The sequence below is a fragment of the Rhizobium sp. LCM 4573 genome (assembly GCF_001854865.1).
Classification (GTDB): domain Bacteria; phylum Pseudomonadota; class Alphaproteobacteria; order Rhizobiales; family Rhizobiaceae; genus Neorhizobium.
In genome coordinates this window covers 126,619-150,573 of the sequence record NZ_MDDW01000002.1, presented here as the reverse complement: position 1 = coordinate 150,573, position 23,955 = coordinate 126,619, and the positions used below count along the sequence as shown (strand labels likewise).

Genomic DNA, 23,955 nt, shown 5'->3' with positions numbered 1-23,955 from the left:
TCCTTCCATCCGTGCCATTTCAAGGAGGAAACATGGCCCAGAACACCAAGCAGAATCTCAAGGCTTCGACAGTCCCCATGTCCGGCATCGCGGCTCTCATGGCAGCAGCCGGCCATAAGTTCGAGGACTTCGTCTACGGCGATGTCACCGTCCCGATGCGCGCAGTGACGATCCTGCAGATGCTCCGCCTGTGTCGCCGCTTCCCCAGCCTCATCCAGGTGATCGAGGGTAAAGATCTCCGCGCTGCGCTGCTCGCCGCGGGCGATGATGCGGTCGCCGCCTTCATCGCGTTCGCTTGCGATGCAGAGGGGGATGCTGAGTTCGAAGCGTGGCTGAAGTCTGCGCCGGACGACCTTCTCGAAGATATCGCGATCTTCGCCATCAAGGTCACCTTCCGCGATGAGCCCGTTGAAGTTTTTTTTCTCAAGTTCCTCCGTCGGCTGCAGGCGGAGGGGATCATTCCAAAGGATCCGGAGGACGAGAACGAGCTGCTGGCCGCGTGACGCACTGCGCAGACGGTCTCCCGGTCGATGGCCGCATCGTCACCCTCGTGAAGATGGCGCTGCAATACGAAGTCGAGACCGGCCGCCCCGGAATAGATCTCACGCCGTCGGAGCTGATCTGGCGCACCGAAATCCTGAAGGAGCGCGACAAGCTGGAGGCACTGAGAACCGCGTGCGCGATGGCTACGGCACTGTCCGGCAATGAGAAGGCATTGGCTGCACTGACCGAATGAGACAATAGATGGCAACGACACACGAGATCAAAACCCGCTTTACCCTGGCCGGCCTGAAACAGGCCGCGACGGGGCTGCGCGGGTTTGCTCGGTCGGTCTCAGACGCGCTTGGAGACGCGCGGCGCCGCGGAGGTCATGTCTTCGATCCCATCGGACGTGGGCTAGATGCCGTAGGACGCAAGACCAAGGTCGTTTCCAAGGAACTGACGAAACTCGGCGCTGTCGGCTCCTTCCGCGGGATTCGCGTTGGGGCGCTCGGTGCGTCTGTTGCCGTCGGCGGGCTTGCGACCAAGATGTCGTCGCTATCGGCCGCATCCCTCAAGGCCGCCAAGGATTCGGCTGCGGCCCTCAAGTCCATCAGCATTGACGCGCAGCGGATCGGCGGGTCCACCTCTGATGTCGCCGTTCTCGGATACGCTGCCGACCTCACTGGAACCGACCGCGACGAGGTAATCACGCAGATCGCGACCATCAGCAACGAGTTGTTGACGTTGCGCGAGAATATCAAGAAAGCGCAGGGGCAGTATCGCGACTTCTACAGCATGGCGGCGAAGGAAGCCGCTGTGGCAGCTCGTCTAGGACGGCGCGATGACCTGAACGAACTCATTTCCGGTTTCTCCGGTGCGGAACTCGAAGCACGCAAGGCTTCCATCACTGACATCGAAGAACGCCTTGCTCGTATCGGCGGCGCGCTCAACACCATCGAAGCGAGCAAGAATGTCTTGTATGGCGGGCTCGATCTGACGACTGCCTACGACAATATCGATACTATCGGTGTCTCTGCGCCGACATACGGCAACAAGGGCACGGATGCAGTCGAAGGACGTTTCAAGCTTGAGAAAGAGCGCCGCGAGCTGATGCAAGCACGCGACGATTTCTGGAGCAGACAGTCACCGCAAGCACAGGCGCTCCGCGAACTGCAGCAGTATGGGATCGACATTGATCGCGCTTCCAAGGGCGGCGTCGAAGGTCTGCTTGAGATTTCGGACGCATTCCAGAAAATTGAGAACCCCAGCCAAAAGGCTCGTGTCGCGATGCGGCTTTTTGGTGAGGATTCGGGCGTCAAACTCATCCCGCTGTTGAACGGTGGTCGCAGAGCAATTGATGAGTATCGCAAAACTCTGGAAGAATCGGGTGCCATTGCGACCAAGCAGGATATTGCGAATGCTGAGGCATATTCGCGCGCAATTCTGAATTTGAAAACAGCGACGTCGGGCGTTCAGCTCACGATCGGCCGCGCGTTGACGCCTGATCTGACCAAGGTTTCGCGGGAATTGACGACATGGCTCATCAAATCCCGCGARGAGATCGCCAAAGCTGCCGTGGAAGCCTTCAAGGACACGCGCGTCTTCGCGGAGGATGCATTTTCGATCTTCCGCGGCGACACGAGCAACATCCAGACTGCGTGGCTAGATTCTGTAGTCAAAAAGACAGTGATCCTGCGCGATGTGTGGGCGGACGTCCGTCGGCAGGTCTCGCTGCTCTGGGAAGGCAAGGATTCAGATTACGGCTGGGTAAACTCCATGCGCGACGCCTTCGCTGAGGTGAAGAAGTTCGCCGTCGATGCCTGGGCAGTCGTGTCCGGCGGAAACGCTGTCGACTTCACCTGGATGAACACCGCGAGAGATCAGGTCGTGGCATTCGCGAAGAGGTTCGCCGATGCATTCGACATGCTGAAGGGCGTGGTTAAAAGCCTCGGCGAGTTCTTCAAGCCGATCCTAGATTATTTCAACACTGACATCGCGACCCTTGGTCTGTTCGTCGGGTTGACGCGCATGGTTGGCTTGTTTCCTGTGCTGGCCACCGGAGCCGGGCTGCTCTTTAAGGCACTTGGTAAGGTATTCTCGCTCGCTGTCGGCGCTGAAGCTGCCGCAGGAGCTGCTGGTGCGGCTGCTGGCGGGGCCGCTGGAGCTGCAGGTAAAGCGGCAGCCACAGCAGGAGGTCTGCGTGTTGCGCTCGCGGGCGTGGGCGCGGCTATTGGTAGCCTGACATCGGCGGCTATTGTCCTCGGCACCACCTTGGCTGCGGCATTCGCGCTCGGGCAGAAAGCAGCGGAGTATTTCTACCAGGATTCTCAGAAGGCGTATGATAAAGTCTGGAAGCAGCAGGCGGCGTTGATCCGGGCGCAGGATCTCGGGCAGGTAAACACCCTACTGCGCGAGCGTGGAACCGACCGATCCCGCGCATTTCAGGGGCGCTATTGGTCGGCGGAAGGCGTCGACATCGGCTGGCACGGCATGACAACGGCCGAGCAGATCGCTGCCGGCCGCGAGAAGTTCCGGCAAAACGGCTTCGTCAATGACCCGTCACTGTATGAAGGCGGTCGCGTTTATGGCGGCGATGTCATCGGCGACAGCATCCGCAGGCGGAACGCCCCGCCCAAGACGACTGCACGTTTTGAATACGACATCACGGTCAATGGTGTGCGCGGCTCCGGGGAAGGCGACATCTCCCTGAAGCGTGCCCTGGACGAACTCAATAAGGGATACTCATGATGTACGAGTCACCCACTTCGCTGATCTGTCCTGCCCTTGGTATCGGCTGGCAAACCGGAAACAACCTTTCCGAGGACTGCCGTCTGATCCAAGGTGCGCGACAGTGGGAAAGGAACTGGAACGCGGTTCCGAAGGATCTCGCGGATCCCGAATTCAATTTGATGTCGATCCGGATCTCTTCTGGAGACGGCGAGCTTCGCCCACCAGCCATCGACTCGGTCGATGAACTAGAGTTCTTCGACATCGTGCCGATCAAACTCTTCAGCCGCGTCATTCCTGTTGGATCGACGACCACCGTGTTCGCCCGCGACCTCCATCCCGGTTCCGTGCGCTGCCTCGACCTTGGATTCGAGGATGTGGCCTTCACAGTCTCTGGCAGAACAGTGACCCTCGATGCCCCGGCAGCCTTGCCAGTGCGCGTCTACGCTCGTTGCGTTCTCACCGTATTCGCAAAGGACTGGAGCCTGACCAGCATGGACTCGTCAGCAGACGTTTCCTGGTGGATCGAGATGGAAGAAGTCGGAGGGCTGTCCTGATGCTTGGCCTTCAGTTCATCGCCGCTCATGACACCCCTTTCGAGCCGGAGACGGCGGCAGATGATGTCTATTTCGTGCTTGCCGGAACCATCGTCGAGCAGCGCGTGGGCCGCAAGATCGAGCCGTATTTCAAGGTCACCATCGCCAATCCGGGTGTTGGCGGATGGATGCCGACCGCGCTCCGCTATGCGATCCTCTGGGAGCAGCGCGCCGAAGACGAAGAACCTATCGTTCTTGCGCGCGGCCGTCTGGTGCCGCTCCCGACGGGGATGGCGGGCAAGACCATCGAGCTTGCATTCCGCTGCCTGCCGCCGTCCTCTGACGACATCCTGACGGCCGCCGCGGACGCGCTGCGCATCGGCGAGGACTTTGACTACGATCCCGACGCACCGATCGCGGACCGTGTCGACGCCGAATATTACGACCCCCTCTGCTTTGGCGCTGGCGCTAAAGACGATCCCGAGAGCGTACTCGTTGCTCGGCCGGAGGTATGGCGGTGGGATCGCGCAACGCTCGCGCTCGGCCGCACGCACCTCGTCGACAGCGATATCGTCCACGACGTCGGATATCAGGGCATCGGCGAGCCGCCGTCGCTGTCCGTCACACACCCACCGAAGCCGATCAGCAAGCTGCGCATCGTCGCCTCGTGGACGCAGGTCGCGAAAGGCAAGCAGTCCGTCAGCGAGCCGGATTCGGTGTCCACGTACACTTGGGATGACTTCCTCAGCTCGTTTCCGCAACCTGGCACGGCCATCGGCGCGGCGACAGGATGGACGCTCGCGGAAGCCGAGGTCGAGTCTGTCCTCGACGACACGCCGACATGGATCAACATCTCTGGCTCTAAGTTTGGGAGCGCTTCCGGTGGCCAAGTGCGCCTGCAGCCGAAGACCATCAACTTCCGCCTCCGCGCGGCATACGACTACAGCCAGCAGCGCGAGGAGATTCTGGACATCGTTATGCCGAGCGGCCTGCAGGAGCTGCCGGATGAGGACGATCAGAGCGAGCTCATCGAGACCGTCACACTCGGGCCGCTCAACATCGACTCCTCGACGTCGGAATGGCTCTACGAGGACCCGGACACGCTTGAGGTCATGCACTACGTCGTCGGCGACGAGGTTCTCGCTGCCGGCCGTGCGTGGATCTGCGCCACCGAGCACGACGCGACTGAAACGTTCATGGTGCGGGACTACGATGGCGGCCCGACATTGTGGGTGCAGCGCGAGAAGCGTGCGCCCATGCGGGACAGCAGGAATTCGCGCTTCCTCGACATCAACCGCGGGATCCGCACGGTTCGTCACGGAGTCCTCCGCCTATACCGAGCTGTCCTCGAGCGCAGCCAGTGCGCCGAAACGACATTCGAGGTGCCGTGGCTGATTGGCCGCGGGATCACGACCGAGCACTCCTGCCGCATCGCCCACAGGCGGCTCCCCGGAGGCGAACTGACGGGCAAGGTCGTAGGCATCGAACTGCTCATCGAAGAAGGCGGCCGCCGCGCTGCACGGATCACGCTCGCATCAATACCTGGAACGGGGTCGGTCGTACCAACTCCGGGGCCGGATCAGCAGCAGACTGGAGACATCGTCTATTCGACCTCGTATCGCGGCGTCCGCGAGCCTGTCGACGCCTTCTCTCTGCAGGCGCAGTCGCCGAGGATCTATGAGTTCGAAAACGCATGGTCGTCGCAGCACGCCGCCGCTGTGGCATCTTCGGATCCGGTCGGGACCATCGGCACCATGCCGACGAGGCTCCGCATCGCCTTCACGCCGCTCCGGGAGGAAGACCTCCTGACGAGGCGCATGTCGGTGTCGTGCCTCGCACCCGCGCTGCCGAAGCAACTCAATCTACGTCCTATGGGAGGTCCGTGATGTCGCAGCGGACGATGACGATGTTTTCAGGATTCGTGCAGAAACGGATCCGCAGCGAGGTCGATGGCCGGCCGCGGACGGTTACCGTCGATGTCATGGCGCGCTGGGATGTCGACAACGACAGCGGGTTGGTGATCGGCTCCGAGGGGACGATCGATGCCTCGAGCTGCCAGATCGGGACGAAGATCGATTTCGTGGCGCCTAGCTGATCACTCTGCCTTTTTTACCTCGGGTATGCCAAGGTCGACCGCATACTCTTCGTTGTTCTGCACCTTTTTCAGCAGGTCGACGGCATCCTGCGAGTACTTGTGGAACACGGTGTTGTTGACCTTGTCGGCACGGTGATACCGATTGTCCGACTTCTTGATGTTCACACCCTTCTCGTTGACCACCCGAGTGATCAGATGATCGGCCGGGTGCCAGTTCTTGTGGCCGAGCGCCTGTCCAACCTGCGTCAGGCTGAAGCGGTGGTACGCGCCTGCAGCACTGTAGTCGTGGATGTTGGCGATGCCGAATAGCTTCGCGAACGTCTCTGGTGTTTCAACAGCGTCATTGAGCATCTTGAAGTCTGCTTCAACGGTCATCTTCGGAATGTCGTGCCGCACAAGCTCATAGGAACGTGCGATMAGCGAGCGCAGAACGCGGGTGTTGACGTGGGCCAGAGCAGGGTTGGCTGCGAAGGCGTCGAACACCCATGAGAAATCCTTGGCGACGATCATCTTCACGCGGACGCTACGATCCTCTTCGGTCGGGATGACCTTCTCGCGCTGCGGCCAGCTATCCTTAGTGATGGAATCGTCCCACTGCAAGATGTAAACATTCGGTATGATGCCGCCCTTTTCCGGAAGTGCCTCATCAATGTCCGACAAGATGGCTCGGATGTTCGGGTCGCCCGCATTGTATCCCACGAAGACGAGCGGATGCTCGTTGAAGAACGTCAGAAGCTTGGCGCTCAAGAACTTCTTGCGCTTCATGAACTCGTCGTAGTCGTCCTCGGTAAAGACGATGCTGTCGTGGTCAGTGACGCAGCCGTGGATCTTGTAGATCTCGCCGATGCAGACCTGCTGACCTTTCAATATCTGCTGACCGATAATCGGTTCGTGATCCGGGAAGATCAGTTCGAGCATCTGGTCGTAGTTCGTGGTTATGATCGCATGGGGCTTCACCTTCGAGAGGACATCGATCTCGGCTTGGTATTCCGCCTTCAGTCCCTTGGCGTCGCCGGGGTTGAGGCTGGTGAGGTWTTCCGCAATCTTGAACTTGATGTACGACTGAGCATGGACATTGTCGCCGAACATCTCCTTTGGGAATTCGTTGTTCCCCGCACCCCAAGCCCATTCGTGATAGAGCTTCGCAAACTCTTGTCCGATCTTGATCGCGGACCCAAGCGACTGCTTGTAGAAGCCCAAGCCCTTGTCGATCGTTGAGCATTTGTCGGCTAGATGGCCGAGCAATTCCTCCCAATTCGGTGCGTCCATATAGCGCTTGGTCAGCCCGGATCCGACGAAGAGGATCGGCTGGCACCCGAACTCGTCGACTGTGTTCGTGATGTCTTCGGTGATCTCCTCGATATACCGTTCATAACGGCTTTGCTTTGCCTCTGCTGCAGCCACCTGATCGGCCATACGATCCCCCGACTCACTTCCTCTTAGATTGTGATCAGATGACACTGCACCCCAACTTTTCGCAAGGACTCGGCCTCGAATCTTGCAGATATCCAGGCTGCACTCATGTCATCGACTAATCCGTAGACATGAGCGCCCGCATATGACCGATAGCATGTTGCCGTCCGGCGAAATCCTTGAGCTGATTAAAGGACAAGCCAGGCTCGAGACCAAGCTCGACCAGTTCTTCTCTGCCCGGACTGCCATGAAAACCGAGATCGACGGATTGAAGGCAGACATCGGCGCGGTCAAAGCCGATGTCGCCGAGATAAAGTCCCAGCGCAGCGCCGCCATCGCCTACATTTCGGCACTCACCACGGCCGCCGGCGTGGCGTGGATACTGGTCGGCGAAAAAATCAAAAAAATCTTCGGCTTTTAAAGCGAGGCGGCAGTTGGTGTGGTCAACAAAGTGTCGAAAACGCAGGCCGGAACAAGGCGTTGACGACTTGCGAGGGAGTCCGCCGACGACAACCATCCTTTCAGACCGCCCGAAAAGAGGCGGCGAACGAAGGGGAATTGAAATGAATGAATCCACCGCGTCGGCCAGGTCGGGCCAGTCTCTTTCAGACATCACAGCAGCTATCGCATCGCTCCTGTCCGAGGGCAGGAAGCCCAAGGAAATCACGGAGGCCCTTGGCATCAGCGGCCGAAAATTCCGTCGACTTCGCACCCAGGTCCCCGCCGTTGAGCAGTCAGCTCCGGCACCAGTCACCTCCCAGATCAAGATTTCGAAGCCGCAACCGTCCGAGGAACACATCCGGGAGCGTATCGCGACTGACGAACTCACGGTTCCGTTCTCTAACTGGCTCGGGAACGGATGGATCCGAGAGGCCGGAGAGCCGCAGGACATTTACGAGACCGACGAAAACGGCGAGCAGAAACTTGTGGGCGTGAAGCTCGATCCAGGTGTCCTTTGGCCTGAAGAATGGGACGGTCCTCGTTCCGTTGACGATATCTGGATCTCCCCGAATGTGCCGGCACCGCGGCGCACGCTCAAGCAGGGGTTCATTCTGTCCGGCGCTCAGAACATGACTCCAGCGCATGGCCCCCTTGTCGTCAACATGCATGYGCTCGCCACCGCGCGTGGCTACGATTGCATCGAGATCGGGCCATTCACCTACGGCAAGTCGCTTTTCACCGCGAAAAAGAAACGGGACATCGTCGAGGTGGCGCCGTGGTCGAGCATAATTTCCGACCATATCACCCGCAGCCGCCGACATTTGTCGCCGACGATCCAGGCATGCTTCGAGATGAACATGCGCCCGACCAAGGCCAATCCTTTAACAGGATTGAACACCTACATCCGCGGCAAGACATCCGTGTTCGCTCACCCCAAGCGCGCCATGATCTCGGTTCCGCGGCCGCAGTCATCAGATCCTGTGACGATGTGGACGACAGGGGCTTGCACCGTGCCGAACTACGTCGAGATGGAGGCCGGATTGAAGGCGATCCCGCGACACACGATAGGGTTCCTGATCGTTGAGATCGACACCGAGGGTCGCGTATTCCCTCGAATTGTAGATGCAGATCCAGAGACCGGAAATTTCCACGATCTCGATCTTTTCGTGACCGCTGGCAGCGTCTACACGCTCAACGAGGCCATCGAGATCTCCGGCGGCCTTGTCGATCGTCCCTTCATGCCTGTCGGCTGCACCCATCGCAAAGGCCTGCATGCTCCGTTCGCGCGGGCGATTTGGGGCTACGGCGGGAATCCCGAGAGTGACCTCCCTCTCATTGATGTCGTCCGCGCCAAGGGCCAAGCCGTCAACGACCTCACCGACGGCGTCTCGATAAATCACCATGAGGATAAGAATCCAATCGCCCTGTACAAACGGCACGCCAAGAAGAACCATCTTTTGGAGCCTGAACTCGAAGAAGCAGCGCGCTTCATCGCTGAGACCTCGCGGCCGTGGTGCAAATCCTATGTTGTCTACAGCAACCACGACGATTTCGTCGCTAGGTGGCTTCAGAGACCTTCCACCGAGATCAGCCCCGAAAACTCCAAGCTATGGCATCTTGCCAACTGGAAATGGCGAGACGCGATCGACCGCGGCGAGGAGTTCGATGTCTACGAGTGGCTCCTCCRGGAAGCTTGTCCGCATGCCGACTTCGAACTGGTCRACGCCGACACCCCCCTTATCCACTATGGAGTTCATTACGAGTTCCATGGTGACAAGGGAGCGAACGGAGCTCGCGGATCCACGGTAGGTCTGTCTAAGATGGGTCTGAAGGTCACCAAGGCCCACAGCCACTCTCCAGGCATCCATGACGACTGCATGGATATAGGCAATCTCATCTACAAAGCCGACTACGCGACTGGTCCGTCATCGTGGGGCAACGCATGGGGTCTCGGGCACTCCGATGGCAATCGCCAGATCGGACTCCTCGCCGGTGACAAGTACCGGGCGTGATGTGGAAGGGGGCGGCATGCGGCCGCCCCCTTCCATCGATGTCAATCCTCGTCTTCTTCGGCTTCGAATCCAAGTTCCGCATAAATCGCATCGCGATCGATGGCTCCATTACGTCGGAAATCGCGCAGTTCAGAAGCGATATACTGACCACTGCGGAGCGGCGTGGCTCCTTCCAGCGATGAAGCCGAGAGAAGGCCGTATCCGCCACGATCCAGCGGGTACATGACAACCCCGAACTCCTCGGCCCACTCGACGACTTCCGTCCGGAAGGCTGTCTTCAGTCGTTTCCTCTTCGAAATCACCTTCAGCGTTTGATCGCTGATACGAGCGCGTGTTTTTCCGCTGCGATGAAGCATGGCGGCAATCAGAAGGGCAGCGTCTTCGGCAGACATATAGATCATATGAAAACTCCTGTTTGAAAATCATATTAATCCTAAAACAGGATTATTTTGATCCCGTCAACAGATTTTTTCAGCCGTCGGCGCTTCCGCCTGTCGCTTCGTAATGTTAGAACATTACATGAATGATCGGGAGCGAGACATGCGGCCACTAGACACCATCGCAGTGCACTGCACAGCCACGCCGGAAGGCAAGGAATACTCCGTCGACACGATCCGCGGCTGGCACAAGAAGCTCGGCTGGAGCGATATCGGCTATCACTTCATTGTCCACCTAGACGGCAAGGTGTCGCCCGGACGACCACTGGATAAAGTCGGGGCTCACGTCGCGGGTCACAACTCTGGATCCATCGGGATTTCGTACATCGGCGGCTGCGCTACGGACGGCACGACGGCCAAGGACACCAGGACGAGCGCGCAGAAGGCTGCGCTTCGGAAGCTCATCGGCGATCTCGTCCGGCAGTATCCATCGATCAGAGCCGTGAAGGGCCACCGCGACTTCTCACCGGACAAGGACGGCGACGGCAAGATCACGCAGCGCGAGTGGCTCAAGGCATGTCCTTGCTTCGACGCGATCCCCGAATATGCCGACATCCTGAAGAAGGTGGCGTAACATGGGCGTCTGCTACATCCCCGAAAAGTACAAGTGCTTCACAATCTCCGAACTGGAGAGCCAGCTTTCGGTCGCCGTCGCCGAACACATTCAGGCCCACGGCCTGACAGCAGTCGAGATCAAAGAGCGATATCCAAGCATCCGCGCTGGCCACATCGCCAAGCTCCTCCGCGGAGAGCCGCTCTGCATCAAGATGCTCGGGGCGATCTCGGAAGCCACTGGGATGCGCTGGAATCTGGAGTTGGCAGCATGACCAAGCAGAAGTCCCGCTCGTACTCGAAGAAGCTGACCGCGTGGTCGCTCGCCGGGATCTTCGCGCTCGCGTTTTGGGGCGCGACCGCCGATGTCATCACCGTCGTTGGCAGCGCGGCCATCGCACATCTCGCTCTCTACATCGGCGTCGGCCACCTAGATCTTCGGAGCTGGGTCGCCTCCGGCCTGCTCGATCTCAGGAAGAAGGGAGGCGCCGAATGATCTCATTGTTCGATGGATTCAAGATCGCGCTCGTCGTCGCCGTTCTGGCCCTCATCGGCGGCGGATACTGGCATTATCGAAGCGTCGTCGCCGACCTCCAGGAAGCCGAGGCCGCCAATGTCCTGCTGACAAGCCAGCGCGACGCCGCAATCTCGGCCGCCAACTCCAATGCCCAAGCAGCCGCCAAGGCAGATGCCGATCGGCTGCGTGTCGTCGCCGAACTCGAGATCGCGCATGCCGAAATCGCCGCCGCGGCAGCGCGGGATATGGAGACGGTCAGGGAGATACTTAGGGCCCCGGACGAGGAAAATGGCCCGGTGTCGCCGCTGCTCGAGAAGCTGCGCGCCAAGCGTTTCGGAGGTCGGACATGAGGGTGTGGATGCTCCCTGTCGCGGCCGTCCTGATGACTGGCTGCCAGTCCACTCCGAAAGAAGTCCTTGTCGAGAAGGTCGTCGAGCGGAAGGTCGAGGTGCCGAACTCTCTGCTGACATGCTCAGCAGAGCCCGTAGCCGGATCCACCTGGATGTCGCAGCGGGATGTCGCGCAGTACTTGGTCAAGCTCGCTGCGGCCRGCGAGGATTGCCGCACGAAGYTGGCTACCGTCAAGCGGATTGTCGAAGCCCGATAGCTCGTCATTGCGACGTGACCGAACGGTGCTTATCTCTATGGCGTTACAACCGGAGAGGAGCCCATATGGCCGACCGCGACATCTTTGAATACGTCTACGAATGGCTTGGTGAGAACGTCGAGCTGCAGTCTTACCTTGATGAGGAAGGCGATGATAACCGTCCGCAGCAGTATGCGGAGCAGTTCGCTGCGAATGCCGAAGCGGAAGGATTTTCGCCAGAAGATATCGAGAGCATTCGTCCTCGACTACCTGAAATCATCGGGCAGTATATGACTCAGCAGACTGATGCAGAAGTTCGCCGCCTGGCGGACGAGGACAACTGAGGCCCTTGCGTTCTCCTCCGCCGGCACACACTATCTTCATGTGTCGCGGATGAGGCGGCTTCTTTCGAAGTCCCGCGATTAGCGCACCCGGTACCGGGTCTATATGGGATATGGTGAGACGCACAGCCTCAGTACCATCTGAGGATGGACAAAGGCCCCGGTTGTTGCGTTCCGGGRCCTTTTATGTTTCAGAACATCGACCGCTGCCCTGCATTTTCTCTTGCCTCGATCTCGTCGATGCTGCCCTCGCGGTGCCAGTGCGAACTGGCTCGCGGAAAGAACCCGGGCGTCCATTGAGTAACCAAGCTGTCGGTCTTTTCGTCCCACGAATGCTTGATCCACCGTGCTTTCGACCTCTTCGCCGTCGTCCGCTGCCCCTTTATGACCTCCGCGTACGCGACCTGCTTTGCGGCGGACTTCTTGGATCCTCTGGTCATGCGGCAATCCTTTCTTCTTCRGCGACGCGGGTGACCGCACGAAGCAGCCGGTAGCCGATGTAGTTCATTACAGGCACGCTCATCGAGTTGCCGAGCGCCTTGTATCGATTGCCATCAGTCGCAGGTTTGTTGCCCATCGGCACATCGGTCCATCCCTCTTCGAAACCCTGCAGTCTCTCACATTCAATCGGCATCAGGCGGCGGCAGACGTATTCCCCACCCCCATCTGCCGTATGCACGATCGTGAAGTCGAGATCGCTACCGGACGACCCCTTCGGCTTTAGCGCTTGTAGGGTTCCTACGATGCGTGGGTGCACTACGACGAAGTCAAGTTCGTTTGCCTGCCCCGCTGGTCTCGCAAGCCCCGCGCCGCTAGCACACAGTGTACCGACCGTCTTCGGGTGAATTACCGTCGTCGGTTCCTTTGCCTCGTGCGCGGTCAGACAGAACGCTACATCCGGATCCAGCGAGAGCGATGCCTGACTGTCGCCACGGATCAGGGCCGTGGGCCGGGTTCCAGAAGCACCTGTCTCACGATTTCCGGGATCTTCTTTTTGCGTTTGGTCGCCCGCTTCAGGATTCCAAGTCTGGCCGTCGTACTCAAAGAGTACTGATCCGGCATCAAGGGCTGGATCAAAACTTGCGACAAGGAACACTCGCTCTCGTCGTTGGGCGAGGCCGAAACGTTGAGAATCAAGCACTCGCCAGGCGACGGTGACGTCGTCAACGTCGTCCGTTGCCCCGGCCAGCACGTGACCTGAATTTGGCCAGCTCTTCCCTGGCGCGACCAGAGGATCTTCTCCTCCGGCAAGGGCTGCCAAGAGACAGCCGAATCCGTTGGTTTCATCAGACAGAACTCCTTTGACATTTTCCCACACGATGAAGCGTAGGCCATTGATTTCACGCATCCTCAGAGCGAGCCGTGCGAATGCCAGTGCCAGATTTCCGCGGTTGTCGTTCAGTCCCCTTCGCAGCCCCGAGATCGAGAATGCCTGGCACGGCGACCCGCCTTCGAGCACGTCGACTTGACCCAGCGCGCGGAGATCGTCGTCCGAGATCTGCGTGATGTCGCCAAAATTAATGACGGATCCGTCCACTATCGTCCTGTATTTCCTCGGGTTGAAGTCGCTTCCTCGAGGCAGGTACTTCGGAGCCGTTGCCTCTACACGCTTGTTGAGCACGTGGCACGGGAAGGCGGAGGGTTCGCAGTATCCTACAAACTTGAAACCGAGCGGCTTCCAGGCGGCCGATGCGGCGCTGATGCCGCTGAAGGTCGAGAGGACGCGCATCATGCCGCGATCCTTTCCTCAAGGGCGGCGATCCAGGACTCCTGCGGCGGGATCCGGAACGGCACGTATTCGATGCCAATGCGCAGGACGCTGTATTCGCAGTACCCGGACAGACCCATGAGGATCGGCTTGATCTCCTCGGGCTTCACTTTCTTCCGGAGAGCAAAGACGGCCTTGCGCCAGYGGCTGCGCAGCAGCGCCCGGCCAGTCAGCCTCGGAAGCAGATTGCGATCGATGACGCGCGGGCCCGAGATCATGCCGCCGGCCTCGTCCGCGAGTTCTTGCGCCCGCGGGAGGAAGAAGTGCCTGCTGTCGGCGTAGACGTGGTCACGCTCGACAACGTCGTATGCGAGCGGAAGAGCGCGAGGACCGTCAACGCCTTCTGCCGCAGACCATTTCGAGAGGAAGACCGTCATCGAGTGCCAGAATGTGTCGACGGCGGTGGCGCGCAGCTTGTCGAGATCGGCTGATGGGATCAAACGATGCTGGGCGCTTTCAGGGCTCACGGAATATTGCTTGAGCGTCTGCGCACTCTTGCCAAGCAACGAGGCGCGGCGGCGGGTGCTAAATCCCACCTCAGTCAGGAGGATGTTGACCTCTTTGTAGTGTTCGACGATCGCCTCCGGCGACGCCGTCTTCTCGATATACATATGACCTCCTAGTGTTGATGCGTGTTCCCTGCGATGCGTCGTCATCTGTTGTGAGTTTGGCTACCGCGACCTCCCGGAAGGAGGTTTCGGCCTYAGCCAAGAGRCCATCGTCAGGCGGCGCGCGTTGAGAAGTCCTGCGCGAATCTCAGTTCCTCCCACTCGATCCCCTGGAAACCGGGGCCGCTCCAGTAGGTGTTCGCTTTAAAGAGTCCACCAACAGGAACCTCCTTACCGATAGACGTAAAGTTCCGCTCGTGGATCCATTCAGCCTCCTTGCGGGTGACCACTTTGGCCTCCTTGTGTTCGAACGCACTGAGGAAGTCCTCACGATCCTTCTTCGACTCGAACCGGACCACCGCCCACGTGTTGATGAAGCCGTGGTTGCCGCGATTGAGGTCGGCGTGGGTGTTGTATGCTCCGTAGTACATTTGTTTCTCCTTGTTCCAACAGCTCCTCGCTGCCGTTGAATTAATGATGTGTGTCTACCCTGACGTAGACAAGAAAAAATCTAATCTCATCCGGGGCTTACAAAAATGCTCCCGGATATATCGGCCTCCGTCAACTAACTTTTTTCAAAATCCGCCGGCGAGTTCAGGCGTTTGTCGCTTTCGGCCGCCGACAGGATCCTAAACTCGACAAGACAAGGAGGTGTCGTCATGGAAAAGAAGAAGAGGTCGATGCGGGCGTTTCTGAATCCGCTGGAGTGGATTGCCGGGTTCTTTCAGGTGCTGGCAGCCGTCTTCGGGCCGCTGCTCCGCTGGATGGGGATGCTCACGCCTCCGAGCACGGAAGGATTCCAAAACACTCAGGTTGCCGACGTCGAGGATGCGAGGAAGCTCGCTGAGGAGCAGGAAGCTGCCGTCGACGCGATCGTTCGTGAGATGTCGCCTGGGGAAGTCGTCCGCGCATACGCTCGTGCTGATGCCGCAACTCGCGCTGAGATGGATCTTTCCGCGCTCGACCTCGCGCAACAGGACTGGCTGATGAGGCTGTCAGACGAGGATCTCAGCAAGCTCGGGATGTCGACGACGGCGGCATGCGCGCGGAGCCTGGAAGCGAAGACGGTGAAACCAGCGTATCCGAAGGCGGTCGCGGAAATGGAAGCGGTCGAGATCCTGAAGACCCCGACCGAGGAAGAGATTGAGGAGATGAAGAGACAGCAGATCGCGGCCTTGTTCAGGCAGGTGCAAAGGGAGCTATTTCATGCTCCGGGGGTTCCCAACCTGAATCCGAAGCATACCCCGGCCACGCTCCACTGAGATTGAGTTGCCCCTGACATTGAAACCGCCCGGAACCGACTTCGGGCGGTTTTGCATTTCAAAGCGTCGCAGTGCCTCGAAAAGCTCCGGCAGCTCGTTCACGATGTCACCGAACTGTGCCGCGATACCAGCATCAGACATATCAGGGATCATGCTCATGCCGCACCTCGCTGACGATCGATGAATGCCTGCCGCTGCTCGAGAGCGGTGCGCAGACGGCGGACTTCGGCCTCGAGCGCGGCCACGTGGCGGACAGCTCGCATAGCGACACGCCCGAGATCGTCAGCACGACCACGTGCTTCGGCGAGTTCCGTCGCATACTTATATGCCGCGCGCTTCTCACGGCGCTCTTCGGCAGCCTGCTTTCCGGCAGCGTGGGCATCAGCAAGCGTACTGACGATGCCTGCAGTCAGGAGGCCGAGTTCGAGAGCGGCTCGTCCGGCGGGGTCTCGGCTCGTGAAGATCGTCATACGCAGCACTCCTGTTGATCGGGATGCCGACGCTATACGGACCCACAGTCCTTTGGAGCCCCTAAAATGCCGGCGAGGTTAAGAGAGTGCGATCGCTACCGTTTGATCCTACCCGTCATCCACGTGTTGTTGCCTTTGTTGCCACACGCTGTGCACCGCAGCCGAGGTATGAGAGCCGCGATGACGGCGTGCCTGCCGACGCGCCGCGCAAGCTCCCAGCGATCGATGAATCCTTTATGGACACATGCGCTGCACTTGCCACCGAGCACATACCATTCCTCGAGCTGCGCCAGCGTCATCCTGTCTGCATCATATGATTTGAAGACTGCGGCCGTCTCCGCCCTAACGGCCGCAGGAACTCCGGGACAGGAGGATCCGGCGCCTTATCGGCTGACATCTGATGCCGGCCATTGAGATGGATCAGGACCTTGCCGGGCCGCTGTCGGATGGCTGCTCTAAGCGCCGCGCACGACACCGCGAAGTCCGTTGATCTGGATATCGTCTCCAATAGCTCGCCTTCGGCCTCCGGCGGGTCGCTCCAGACCTCGATACGATAGTGCTCCCTCGAGTCCGATCCTGAGGATCCACGTCCGCTTCCTTCACCGACGGTGTAGCCCGTGTCGGTGCCGTCCCTGACCAGGTCGATGCCGCGGCGGTGCTTCATGGGACTCGCTCGTATTGCGGCTTCCATCCCCGGGAGATGCCTTTGCTCATCAGGTTGCTGGCGATCCAGAGCTGGTCCCGCAGAAAGTCGGCGTCGAGGAGCAGAGACCAAATCGCGGCGACCGCATCGCCATTGTGGGCGCGCAGTACTGATTCGGCGAGATCGACTTCGACAGGTGGCGGGGTGTAAGTTTCGTCGACAGGAATATCGAGGACGAGCTGCTGTGGCATGAGAACCTCCTAGGAATGCTTTCCGAAGTCAACGGATTTTGTTCCTATTTTGTTCTCGCGCGCCGGAGAGTCAAGCGGTGTCTGCAGAGACCGTCGCGACGATGCGTTTGTTCCGGAGAATTAGGTCGCCGAGTTCGGCATCACCGCTGAGAACGGACAGGATCTGATCGAGATCCGGGCGATATAGATCGAAGGCATAGACCTCCGATGTCGGGGCTTCGTAGCCGTCCTCGAGCGCGATCTCAGCACGGACCTCGCGAAGCTCTTCGGTGACGCTCTCGATGGAGTTGCCGAATCCGGTGACGGTGCTGGTGGAGGGATCGACTGCATAAGCGTAAACGGTGATGCCCATAACGGCCTCCTTGCTGATCCCAGAGATATCCCGGATCTGGTGCTCGGTGTCTATTGTTGGATTCTACAAGGTTTCTTGCGTCAACGATGGAAGCTTACAGATCATCGCCATCTCCACTAAATCCGCAGACCAATTCTCAATCGGGAGACATTTCGGGAGACGTGGATTCCGGGAGGCGTCGCGGATTTCGCGATTTCTTCAACCATTTCAAATGGAAGGAAGTGGTGCCGCTTACGTGACTCGAACACGTGACCCCATCATTACGAATGATGTGCTCTACCGACTGAGCTAAAGCGGCACGGGCAGCGCCGGAGGCCGGGCTGCAATGTGATGCGGCTGATACAGGCAATGTCTCGCGATTTCAAGACGGGATTTGCCGGGATTATGGATTTTCCTGGAGAAAGGCAGTGGCGGCCTGGCCAACCGCCTGTCGCTTCAGGCGGCAAGCCGCTTGCGCGCCGCGAGATATTCCCGTTCCAGCCGGTCTACGAGAGCCGAAACCGGAACGATCTCGTTTACCGCGCCCACGCCCTGGCCCGCGCCCCAGATTTCCTTCCAGGCCTTGGCACCGGTCGTGGCCTTGTCGAAATCCATCTTGGAAGGGTCGGCGACGGGGAGCGCATCCGGGTCCATGCCCATCGCCCGGATCGAGCCTTTCAGATAGTTGCCGTGGATGCCGGTGAAATAGTTCGAGTAGACGATGTCGGCCGCACTGCTGTCGACGATCATCTGCTTGTAGCCGTCGGTGGCGCGCGCCTCCTCGGTGGCGATGAAGGGCGAGCCGATATAGGCCATGTCCGCCCCCATGGCTTCCGCGGCAAGGATTGCCCCGCCCGTGGCGATCGCTCCGGCAAGCAGCACCGGCCCGTCGAACCATTGGCGGATTTCCTGCACCAGCGCGAAGGGCGAAAGCGTGCCGGCATGGCCGCCCGCGCCGGCCGCCACCGCGATAAGCCCATCGGCGCCCTTGCGGATCGCCGAATTGGCGTGCCGGTTGTTGATGACGTCGTGCAGGACGATGCCGCCATAGGAATGCACCGCCGCGTTCACCTCCGGCACGGCGCCGAGCGAGGAGATGACGATCGGCACCTTGTATTTCACGCACAGCATCAGATCATGTTCCAGCCTCCTGTTGGAGGTATGGACGATCTGGTTGACGGCAAACGGCGCGGCCGGCCGCTCGGGATGCCTTGCATCATGGGCGGCAAGTTCTTCCGTGATCATCGCCAGCCATTCGTCGAGCTGGCTTTCCGGCCGGGCGTTGAGCGCGGGGAAGGAGCCGACGACACCCGCCTTGCACTGCGCGAGTGTCAGCGCGGGGTGCGAAATGATGAAGAGCGGCGAGGCGACGACCGGCAGGCGTAGCCTGTCTTTCAGTACCGGCGGAAGCATGACGGAATGAACCCTCCCGAATTACGTTTACGCAAACGTAAGAATGACTAGCAGATGCGCCGCCCCGCGAAAAGCCGGTGGAAAAAATTCTGATGCGCCGTATTGCCAACAACATCGCCGGCTTTGTGCTTTCAAGGCGGAGCCATGGAGGGTACGGAAAAGCTTGCGGAAAATGCCTCGCGCTTKCAGTTCCGTGGAGGAAAGACTAACCAATCGTGAATGTCCGTGATCCTGCGGAACACGAAGAAGAATGAAGGACCGGCAGTGAGCGGTTTGGAAACGGCCATCAGAAATGCGCTGGAGCGTTCGGACCGGACGGACGCGGAGATCCGCGCTCGCATCTATCAGTCCGCGCGCGAGGCGCTGGATGCGGGGCTGCGTAAGCAGGGCGTGACCGATGTCCAGGTCGTGGCGGCCCAGCGGCAGCGGYTGGAAGGAAAGATTCGCGAGATCGAGATGGAGGAGCGAGGCCGCGTGGCGCGGGCTGAGGCACCGCCGCCTGTTTCGCAGCAGCCTGTTCAACAGCAGCCCTCGGCTCAATTCTCGGTCGATCCGCCCGTGGCGCCGGCCACCAGGATACCGGAGCCGCACGGAGGCGTGCTTCTCGGCGGGCAGACCCGCGATGCAGGCCCGAAGCCGGCCGGCCCCACCTCCGCACCCGCACTCGCCGGCGATCTCGGCAGCCTTGGTGCCGCACGTCCCGAACGGGCGAACCCGGCGCCTAAACCGATATCCGAACCGAAGCCTGCCGACCGCAGGAAAGGCGGACCCGATGACCGCGTCCTCGACGTTCCGCCCGAACGGGCCGCCAAGCCGCGCCGCCGCCGTGGCTGGGTCTCGCGGCTTGCCGTCTGGGGCCTTTGCCTTGCCGTTCTCGGTGGTGCTGCCTGGTGGGTCTACAGTTCCGAGATCGTGCAGGGAGTGATCCGGCAGGCATCCAATGCCGGCAGCCGGCCGGCGGCCGGAATTGGCGCGCCGGAACTCGATCCGCAGCAGGGTTTTTCCGCCGATTGGGCGGAGGTCTTCGTGCCGCAGAATATGGCGGCGCTTCAGCCGGCCGCCCAGGCGAGGCTGGAAGCCGTCGCCGCTTCGGAAGGGCCGGCGGTGCGTCTCCTTTCCGCTACGCCGAACGAGGCCGGCGATGTAGCGGTCCAGGTGCCGGTGGAGCTCCTGAGGGAAATGGCCGGCAAGAGCTCGACCGTCGCATTGACGCTTCAGTCCGGCGCCAACCGTTCGGTGCATCTGGCGGTGCGCTGCGATTTTGGAAGCCTGGGAGATTGCTCGCGCCACCGCTTCACCGCAACGCAGGAGAAGACCGACGCTCTCTTCCAGGTGAGCTTCGATCGCTCGCTTGCGCCCAACAGCCCCGGCCGCATCCTCATCAATACGGGGCTGGACGGCCCGGATCAGCCGCTCCTCCTCTATTCCGTTCGCATTCTGCCCGGCCAATAAACCTGGCTATTTGAGGAAGCCCGGACCCGTGCCGAGGATCTTGCCGTCGATCTCGCCGATCGCCTGCTTGTCCTTCCCTTCGTAATCCAGCGAGCGGAGAATGTGACGGATGACGTTGATGCGGGCCCGGCGCTTGTCGTTCGCCCGCACCACCACCCAGGGAGCCTGCTCCTTGTGGGTTTTTTCCAGCATCACGTCGCGCTTTTCGGTGTAGTCGTCCCACTTGTTCAGCGCGGCGATGTCCATGGGCGAAAGCTTCCACACCTTCAGCGGATCGTGCYGGCGGTCGTGGAAACGCTTCAGCTGCATCTCGCGGCCGATGCTCAGATAGAACTTGTGGAAGAGAATGCCCTCGTCCACGATCGTGTCTTCGAAGCGGGGCGTTGCCTTCAGGAAATCCTTGTACTGCTGGGGCGTACAGAAGCCCATGACCGGCTCGACGCCCGCGCGATTGTACCAGGAGCGGTCGAAGAGCACGATTTCGCCGGCTGTCGGGAAATGCGCGATATATCGCTGGAAGTACCACTCGCCAGCTTCTTTCTCGGTCGGCTTGTTGAGTGCGACCACCCGTGCCGAACGAGGGTTGAGATAGGCATGGATCGAAAAGATCGTGCCGCCCTTGCCGGCCGCATCGCGGCCCTCGAAGAGCGCCATGAGCCGCTTGCCGGTGGCCTTCAGCCAGAACTGGACCTTGACGAGCTCGATCTGGAGCTTTTCCAGCTCCTTGTTGTATTTGTCCTTGTCCATCTTGTCGTCATAGGGGTAGTCGCCCGAGGCGAGCGCCTTGTCCTCTATCCAGCCGGGAAGCTTCGGGTCGTCGATGTCGAAGAGGCGTTTCTTGCCGCCGATCTCCAGTTCCACCGTTCGGCTCTGGCCGCTTGCATCCATGATCGTCCTCTCCCTTTTTCCTCGATGGCGGGCGTGTCGTGAACCCGGCATCGCCGGCGTTCGCGAATGCAATTTATACTCTATCCCCACTCGGACAATGTATATCTGTCATGATAGGGCTATATGAGCGCCCGTTCATCGGTCGAGATGTGGGATTGCGGCTTTGGAAAGAGTGCTGACGAGATGGCGGCAAACGGGGAGGGCGTTTTTCCTCCTTGTGGGCGAAAGGGTGGAGAGGGAGCGGATTCTGCTCCTCCTCGTCTCGCTCCTGGCATTGCTGGCTTTCGTCCTGGGGTTGGGGGGTATCGAGGCCGCGCTCGGCTGGCTCCTGCTAGGGGCGGCCATTCTCGCTCGCGCGCCTACCGCCGAGCCCGACGACGCGCCGGCCGCGGAGCCCTTCGAGCCACGGCGGGTTTCCGATCCGCTGCCGGGGGTCGTCGCAACGCTCGGTGCAATCGATGCGCCCGCTTTCGTGCTCGGCCGCGACGCGACCGTTCTGTTCCAGAACCGGGCGGCCGAAAAGGCGTTCGGCATCCTGCCGCCCGGCTCGCATATCTCCGCCCGCCTCCGTTCGCCGGGAATTCTCGACATGGTGCGGGAGACCATGGCGACAGGCGAACCCAACCAGATCGAACATTCCGAGCGCTTGCCCTCCGAGCGGGTCTTCATCCTGCGGATCGCCCCCATCGAGCTTGCCGAACCGCATCCGGCGACGGGGAAGCTCTATCTCCTGTCCTTCCGCGACGTATCGGAATTGCGCCGCATCGACCGCATGCGTTCGGATTTCGTCRCCAATGCCAGCCATGAACTGCGCACGCCGCTCGCCTCATTGCGCGGCTTCATCGAAACCCTGCAGGGGCCGGCGCGCGCCGATCCCGCAGCGCAGGACCGCTTTCTCGGCATCATGCTCGATCAGGCYACCCGCATGAGCAGGCTCGTGGACGATCTGCTCTCGCTCTCGCGGCTGGAGTTGAAATCGCACATCGCCCCGGATGAAAGCGTCGATCTCGTGCCGCTGCTCGGTCATGTGAGGGATTCGCTCGTGCCCTTGGCCGACGATCTCGGGGTAGAGATCCGCATGCATCTGCCCGAAGGCAAGGTAGAAGTGCTCGGAGACCGCGACGAACTCGTGCAGGTCTTTGAAAACCTTATCGAGAACGCCTGCAAATACGGACAGGAGGGAAAGGCCGTCGACGTGTACCTGCGCAACGGCTCTTCGCAGCCGGTCGAGGTAAGCGTCGTCGACCAGGGACCCGGCATTCCCGCCGAACACGTGCCGCGTCTCACGGAGCGGTTTTACAGGGTCAGCGTGGCCGACAGCCGGTCCAAAAAAGGTACGGGATTGGGCCTTGCGATCGTCAAGCATATCCTTACCCGCCACCGCGCCAGGCTGCTCGTCAGGTCCGAAATCGGCAGGGGGACCGACTTCACGGTACGCTTTTGACATAAAACCGCGAAGGTTCCTGAGATAATTGAAATTTATGCAATGGTTCCAATAAATTGAGCTGTCACAAATGTTTCATCGAACTGACATAAAAGGGAGATGCAACAGCGGCTAAGAGAGGCGAGCCGAACGTCGGCGAGAGCGAGAGCCGGTAACGGCCGCATTCACACAAGCCCATAATGGGAGATTTCTGATGAACATCGTGAAACTTTCTGCAGCAGCCCTCGTGGCCTCCGTCGCGTTTGCCGGCGCTGCCGCCGCGCGCGATCAGGTCCAGATCGCTGGCTCCTCCACCGTTCTTCCCTATGCAAAGATCGTCGCTGAAACCTTTGCCGAGACCTTCCCGGACTTCAAGGCTCCGGTCGTCGAGTCCGGTGGCACCGGCGGCGGCCTGAAGTCCTTCTGCTCGGGCGTGGGCGAAGGCACGATCGACATCGCCAACGCCTCGCGCGCCATCAAGGAAGACGAGCTGGCCGCCTGCAAGGCAGCTGGCGTGAACGACGTTCAGGAAGTCAAGATCGGCTATGACGGCATCGTCTTCGCGACCGATTCCAGCAATGGCGACATGAAGATCGAGCCGAAGGATCTCTACAAGGCTCTCGCCGCTGAAGTGGTCGTCGATGGCAAGCTCGTCGCCAACCCCTACAAGAACTGGTCCGAGATCAACCCGACCCTGCCGAACGGTCCGATCGCAGCCTACATCCCTGGTTCCAAGCACGGCACCCGTGAAGTCTTCGAAGAGAAGATCATGGCTGAAGGCTGCAAGGAAGCCGGCGCACCGGAAGTCATCAAGGCTGCCATCACCGATGCCAAGCAGGCTGCCGCCAAGTGCGTTGCAGTCCGCAAGGATGGCGCTGCTGTCGACATCGACGGCGACTACACCGAAACGCTGGCTCGTATCGCCGCCAACAAGACCGGCCTCGGCGTATTCGGCCTGGCCTTCTATGAAAACAACAAGGACAAGCTGAAGGTCGCGACCGTTTCGGAAGTCGTTCCGTCGACCGAAACCATCTCCAACGGCGAGTATCCGGTTTCCCGTCCACTGTACTTCTACGTGAAGAAGGCTCACCTGGGCGTCATTCCGGGCCTCAAGGAATATGTCGAGTTCTTCCTGTCCGACGACATGGTAGGCCCCGACTCTCCGCTGGCGGAATACGRTCTGGTTGCCGCTCCCGATGATCAGCGCGAAGCTGCTCGCAAGRCTTTCGAAGCCGGCACCACGATGTAATCGACAACCGGCGGGCGCCTCATTGGGTGCCCGCCGGGTTTTGCCGCCTGCGGCGGA

29 protein-coding genes and 1 tRNA gene are annotated in these 23,955 nt (G+C 60.2%); 18 read left to right on the top strand and 12 right to left on the bottom strand.

Annotated elements, in window-relative coordinates; translation table 11 throughout:
- Positions 1 to 32: 32 nt before the first annotated feature.
- From LCM4573_RS05965 to LCM4573_RS05940, 6 genes are read left to right on the top strand one after another with little or no spacing between them, the layout of a single operon-like run.
- On the top strand, positions 33 to 503 hold the full coding sequence (locus LCM4573_RS05965) for a hypothetical protein (RefSeq protein WP_071005353.1): 471 nt from the start codon (positions 33 to 35) through the stop codon (positions 501 to 503).
- Entirely contained in the window at positions 500 to 736 is a 237-nt protein-coding gene (locus LCM4573_RS05960) for a hypothetical protein (protein ID WP_071005352.1), read from the top strand. The genes LCM4573_RS05965 and LCM4573_RS05960 overlap by 4 nt, the downstream gene beginning before the upstream one ends.
- Positions 737 to 744: 8 nt before the next feature.
- Positions 745 to 3,231: a hypothetical protein gene (locus tag LCM4573_RS28030; protein WP_071005351.1), complete on the top strand. Its 2,487-nt coding sequence runs from the start codon at positions 745 to 747 to the stop codon at positions 3,229 to 3,231.
- Positions 3,228 to 3,767: a hypothetical protein gene (locus LCM4573_RS05950; RefSeq protein WP_157895486.1), complete on the top strand. Its 540-nt coding sequence runs from the start codon at positions 3,228 to 3,230 to the stop codon at positions 3,765 to 3,767. Before LCM4573_RS28030 ends, LCM4573_RS05950 begins: the two co-directional genes overlap by 4 nt.
- Entirely contained in the window at positions 3,767 to 5,632 is a 1,866-nt protein-coding gene (locus tag LCM4573_RS05945; protein ID WP_071005349.1) for a hypothetical protein, read from the top strand. Before LCM4573_RS05950 ends, LCM4573_RS05945 begins: the two co-directional genes overlap by 1 nt.
- Positions 5,632 to 5,841, top strand: coding sequence for a hypothetical protein (locus tag LCM4573_RS05940; RefSeq protein WP_071005348.1), 210 nt, complete (start codon positions 5,632 to 5,634; stop codon positions 5,839 to 5,841). The genes LCM4573_RS05945 and LCM4573_RS05940 overlap by 1 nt, the downstream gene beginning before the upstream one ends.
- Here LCM4573_RS05940 and LCM4573_RS05935 read toward each other — a convergent pair whose 3' ends face one another.
- Positions 5,842 to 7,302, bottom strand: coding sequence for an SIR2 family protein (locus tag LCM4573_RS05935; RefSeq protein ID WP_157895485.1), 1,461 nt, complete (start codon positions 7,300 to 7,302; stop codon positions 5,842 to 5,844). It abuts the gene before it with no gap.
- Positions 7,303 to 7,399: 97 nt separating this feature from the next.
- Between LCM4573_RS05935 and LCM4573_RS05930 the strand changes: the two genes are divergently transcribed.
- Together LCM4573_RS05930 and LCM4573_RS05925 are read left to right on the top strand one after the other, a co-directional pair.
- Complete coding sequence (locus tag LCM4573_RS05930; RefSeq protein WP_071005346.1) at positions 7,400 to 7,675, top strand: hypothetical protein; 276 nt, start codon at positions 7,400 to 7,402, stop codon at positions 7,673 to 7,675.
- A 142-nt stretch (positions 7,676 to 7,817) separates the two neighbouring features.
- Positions 7,818 to 9,707, top strand: a complete 1,890-nt coding sequence (locus LCM4573_RS05925; protein ID WP_071005345.1) for a hypothetical protein — start codon at positions 7,818 to 7,820, stop codon at positions 9,705 to 9,707.
- Positions 9,708 to 9,748: 41 nt separating this feature from the next.
- Here the strand turns inward: LCM4573_RS05925 and LCM4573_RS05920 are convergent, their stop codons facing one another.
- Entirely contained in the window at positions 9,749 to 10,108 is a 360-nt protein-coding gene (locus LCM4573_RS05920) for a hypothetical protein (RefSeq protein ID WP_071005344.1), read from the bottom strand.
- 139 nt (positions 10,109 to 10,247) lie between these two features.
- Between LCM4573_RS05920 and LCM4573_RS05915 the strand changes: the two genes are divergently transcribed.
- The 6 genes from LCM4573_RS05915 to LCM4573_RS05890 all read left to right on the top strand — a co-directional run bounded on the left by LCM4573_RS05915 (position 10,248) and on the right by LCM4573_RS05890 (position 12,143).
- The gene (locus tag LCM4573_RS05915; protein WP_071005343.1) at positions 10,248 to 10,718 is read left to right on the top strand and encodes an N-acetylmuramoyl-L-alanine amidase; all 471 of its coding nucleotides are present in this window, start codon (positions 10,248 to 10,250) and stop codon (positions 10,716 to 10,718) included.
- Position 10,719: 1 nt separating this feature from the next.
- On the top strand, positions 10,720 to 10,971 hold the full coding sequence (locus LCM4573_RS05910) for a hypothetical protein (protein ID WP_071005342.1): 252 nt from the start codon (positions 10,720 to 10,722) through the stop codon (positions 10,969 to 10,971).
- Positions 10,968 to 11,192 (top strand): hypothetical protein, encoded by a 225-nt coding sequence (locus LCM4573_RS05905; protein WP_071005341.1) that lies wholly within the window; start codon positions 10,968 to 10,970, stop codon positions 11,190 to 11,192. The genes LCM4573_RS05910 and LCM4573_RS05905 overlap by 4 nt, the downstream gene beginning before the upstream one ends.
- Positions 11,189 to 11,563 (top strand): hypothetical protein, encoded by a 375-nt coding sequence (locus LCM4573_RS05900; RefSeq protein ID WP_071005340.1) that lies wholly within the window; start codon positions 11,189 to 11,191, stop codon positions 11,561 to 11,563. Before LCM4573_RS05905 ends, LCM4573_RS05900 begins: the two co-directional genes overlap by 4 nt.
- Positions 11,560 to 11,820, top strand: coding sequence for a hypothetical protein (locus tag LCM4573_RS05895; RefSeq protein WP_071005339.1), 261 nt, complete (start codon positions 11,560 to 11,562; stop codon positions 11,818 to 11,820). The genes LCM4573_RS05900 and LCM4573_RS05895 overlap by 4 nt, the downstream gene beginning before the upstream one ends.
- Before the next feature lie 65 nt (positions 11,821 to 11,885).
- Positions 11,886 to 12,143, top strand: a complete 258-nt coding sequence (locus LCM4573_RS05890) for a hypothetical protein (protein WP_071005338.1) — start codon at positions 11,886 to 11,888, stop codon at positions 12,141 to 12,143.
- A 188-nt stretch (positions 12,144 to 12,331) separates the two neighbouring features.
- Here LCM4573_RS05890 and LCM4573_RS05885 read toward each other — a convergent pair whose 3' ends face one another.
- The 4 genes from LCM4573_RS05885 to LCM4573_RS05870 form a co-directional block, all read right to left on the bottom strand.
- Positions 12,332 to 12,580: a hypothetical protein gene (locus LCM4573_RS05885; RefSeq protein WP_071005337.1), complete on the bottom strand. Its 249-nt coding sequence runs from the start codon at positions 12,578 to 12,580 to the stop codon at positions 12,332 to 12,334.
- Positions 12,577 to 13,872, bottom strand: a complete 1,296-nt coding sequence (locus LCM4573_RS05880) for a DNA cytosine methyltransferase (RefSeq protein ID WP_071005336.1) — start codon at positions 13,870 to 13,872, stop codon at positions 12,577 to 12,579. The genes LCM4573_RS05885 and LCM4573_RS05880 overlap by 4 nt, the downstream gene beginning before the upstream one ends.
- A complete protein-coding gene (locus LCM4573_RS05875) occupies positions 13,869 to 14,519 on the bottom strand; it encodes a hypothetical protein (protein ID WP_071005335.1) in 651 nt (216 codons plus the stop codon). Before LCM4573_RS05875 ends, LCM4573_RS05880 begins: the two co-directional genes overlap by 4 nt.
- Positions 14,520 to 14,629: 110 nt before the next feature.
- Positions 14,630 to 14,947, bottom strand: coding sequence for a hypothetical protein (locus tag LCM4573_RS05870; protein ID WP_071005334.1), 318 nt, complete (start codon positions 14,945 to 14,947; stop codon positions 14,630 to 14,632).
- Positions 14,948 to 15,175: 228 nt separating this feature from the next.
- Between LCM4573_RS05870 and LCM4573_RS05865 the strand changes: the two genes are divergently transcribed.
- On the top strand, positions 15,176 to 15,778 hold the full coding sequence (locus LCM4573_RS05865; RefSeq protein ID WP_071005333.1) for a hypothetical protein: 603 nt from the start codon (positions 15,176 to 15,178) through the stop codon (positions 15,776 to 15,778).
- Positions 15,779 to 15,933: 155 nt separating this feature from the next.
- Here LCM4573_RS05865 and LCM4573_RS27890 read toward each other — a convergent pair whose 3' ends face one another.
- The 5 genes from LCM4573_RS27890 to LCM4573_RS05830 form a co-directional block, all read right to left on the bottom strand.
- Positions 15,934 to 16,248, bottom strand: coding sequence for a hypothetical protein (locus LCM4573_RS27890; protein WP_131818935.1), 315 nt, complete (start codon positions 16,246 to 16,248; stop codon positions 15,934 to 15,936).
- 660 nt (positions 16,249 to 16,908) lie between these two features.
- Positions 16,909 to 17,142 carry a hypothetical protein gene (locus tag LCM4573_RS05845; RefSeq protein ID WP_071005329.1) on the bottom strand — a complete coding sequence of 78 codons (234 nt, stop codon included), beginning with the start codon at positions 17,140 to 17,142 and terminating at the stop codon, positions 16,909 to 16,911.
- A 70-nt stretch (positions 17,143 to 17,212) separates the two neighbouring features.
- Complete coding sequence (locus LCM4573_RS05840; RefSeq protein WP_071005328.1) at positions 17,213 to 17,494, bottom strand: hypothetical protein; 282 nt, start codon at positions 17,492 to 17,494, stop codon at positions 17,213 to 17,215.
- Positions 17,495 to 17,716: 222 nt separating this feature from the next.
- A tRNA-Thr gene (locus tag LCM4573_RS05835) sits at positions 17,717 to 17,792 on the bottom strand.
- A 137-nt stretch (positions 17,793 to 17,929) separates the two neighbouring features.
- Positions 17,930 to 18,886, bottom strand: coding sequence for a nitronate monooxygenase family protein (locus tag LCM4573_RS05830; protein WP_071005327.1), 957 nt, complete (start codon positions 18,884 to 18,886; stop codon positions 17,930 to 17,932).
- 264 nt (positions 18,887 to 19,150) lie between these two features.
- Here LCM4573_RS05830 and LCM4573_RS05825 point away from each other — a divergent pair, with 264 nt between their 5' ends.
- Positions 19,151 to 20,338 carry a hypothetical protein gene (locus tag LCM4573_RS05825; protein ID WP_071005512.1) on the top strand — a complete coding sequence of 396 codons (1,188 nt, stop codon included), beginning with the start codon at positions 19,151 to 19,153 and terminating at the stop codon, positions 20,336 to 20,338.
- A gap of 6 nt (positions 20,339 to 20,344) precedes the next feature.
- Here the strand turns inward: LCM4573_RS05825 and ppk2 are convergent, their stop codons facing one another.
- Positions 20,345 to 21,226 (bottom strand): polyphosphate kinase 2, encoded by an 882-nt coding sequence (ppk2, locus tag LCM4573_RS05820; RefSeq protein WP_071005326.1) that lies wholly within the window; start codon positions 21,224 to 21,226, stop codon positions 20,345 to 20,347.
- 217 nt (positions 21,227 to 21,443) lie between these two features.
- Here ppk2 and phoR point away from each other — a divergent pair, with 217 nt between their 5' ends.
- Both phoR and LCM4573_RS05810 read left to right on the top strand, forming a co-directional pair.
- The gene (gene phoR / locus LCM4573_RS05815; RefSeq protein ID WP_071005325.1) at positions 21,444 to 22,670 is read left to right on the top strand and encodes a phosphate regulon sensor histidine kinase PhoR; all 1,227 of its coding nucleotides are present in this window, start codon (positions 21,444 to 21,446) and stop codon (positions 22,668 to 22,670) included.
- Between the two features lie 193 nt (positions 22,671 to 22,863).
- Entirely contained in the window at positions 22,864 to 23,898 is a 1,035-nt protein-coding gene (locus LCM4573_RS05810; RefSeq protein WP_071005324.1) for a substrate-binding domain-containing protein, read from the top strand.
- Positions 23,899 to 23,955 lie beyond the last annotated feature (57 nt).

Excerpts from the sequence above, each read along its gene's own strand:
- LCM4573_RS05965 (WP_071005353.1), top strand. The coding sequence starts at position 33 with ATGGCCCAGAACACCAAGCAGAATCTCAAGGCTTCGACAGTCCCCATG.
- LCM4573_RS05950 (WP_157895486.1), top strand. The coding sequence starts at position 3,228 with ATGATGTACGAGTCACCCACTTCGCTGATCTGTCCTGCCCTTGGTATC.
- LCM4573_RS05945 (WP_071005349.1), top strand. The coding sequence starts at position 3,767 with ATGCTTGGCCTTCAGTTCATCGCCGCTCATGACACCCCTTTCGAGCCG.
- LCM4573_RS05940 (WP_071005348.1), top strand. The coding sequence starts at position 5,632 with ATGTCGCAGCGGACGATGACGATGTTTTCAGGATTCGTGCAGAAACGG.
- LCM4573_RS05930 (WP_071005346.1), top strand. The coding sequence starts at position 7,400 with ATGACCGATAGCATGTTGCCGTCCGGCGAAATCCTTGAGCTGATTAAA.
- LCM4573_RS05920 (WP_071005344.1), bottom strand. The coding sequence starts at position 10,108 with ATGATCTATATGTCTGCCGAAGACGCTGCCCTTCTGATTGCCGCCATG.
- LCM4573_RS05915 (WP_071005343.1), top strand. The coding sequence starts at position 10,248 with ATGCGGCCACTAGACACCATCGCAGTGCACTGCACAGCCACGCCGGAA.
- LCM4573_RS05910 (WP_071005342.1), top strand. The coding sequence starts at position 10,720 with ATGGGCGTCTGCTACATCCCCGAAAAGTACAAGTGCTTCACAATCTCC.
- LCM4573_RS05905 (WP_071005341.1), top strand. The coding sequence starts at position 10,968 with ATGACCAAGCAGAAGTCCCGCTCGTACTCGAAGAAGCTGACCGCGTGG.
- LCM4573_RS05900 (WP_071005340.1), top strand. The coding sequence starts at position 11,189 with ATGATCTCATTGTTCGATGGATTCAAGATCGCGCTCGTCGTCGCCGTT.
- LCM4573_RS05890 (WP_071005338.1), top strand. The coding sequence starts at position 11,886 with ATGGCCGACCGCGACATCTTTGAATACGTCTACGAATGGCTTGGTGAG.
- LCM4573_RS05885 (WP_071005337.1), bottom strand. The coding sequence starts at position 12,580 with ATGACCAGAGGATCCAAGAAGTCCGCCGCAAAGCAGGTCGCGTACGCG.
- LCM4573_RS05870 (WP_071005334.1), bottom strand. The coding sequence starts at position 14,947 with ATGTACTACGGAGCATACAACACCCACGCCGACCTCAATCGCGGCAAC.
- LCM4573_RS05865 (WP_071005333.1), top strand. The coding sequence starts at position 15,176 with ATGGAAAAGAAGAAGAGGTCGATGCGGGCGTTTCTGAATCCGCTGGAG.
- LCM4573_RS27890 (WP_131818935.1), bottom strand. The coding sequence starts at position 16,248 with ATGACGATCTTCACGAGCCGAGACCCCGCCGGACGAGCCGCTCTCGAA.
- LCM4573_RS05845 (WP_071005329.1), bottom strand. The coding sequence starts at position 17,142 with ATGCCACAGCAGCTCGTCCTCGATATTCCTGTCGACGAAACTTACACC.
- LCM4573_RS05840 (WP_071005328.1), bottom strand. The coding sequence starts at position 17,494 with ATGGGCATCACCGTTTACGCTTATGCAGTCGATCCCTCCACCAGCACC.
- LCM4573_RS05830 (WP_071005327.1), bottom strand. The coding sequence starts at position 18,886 with ATGCTTCCGCCGGTACTGAAAGACAGGCTACGCCTGCCGGTCGTCGCC.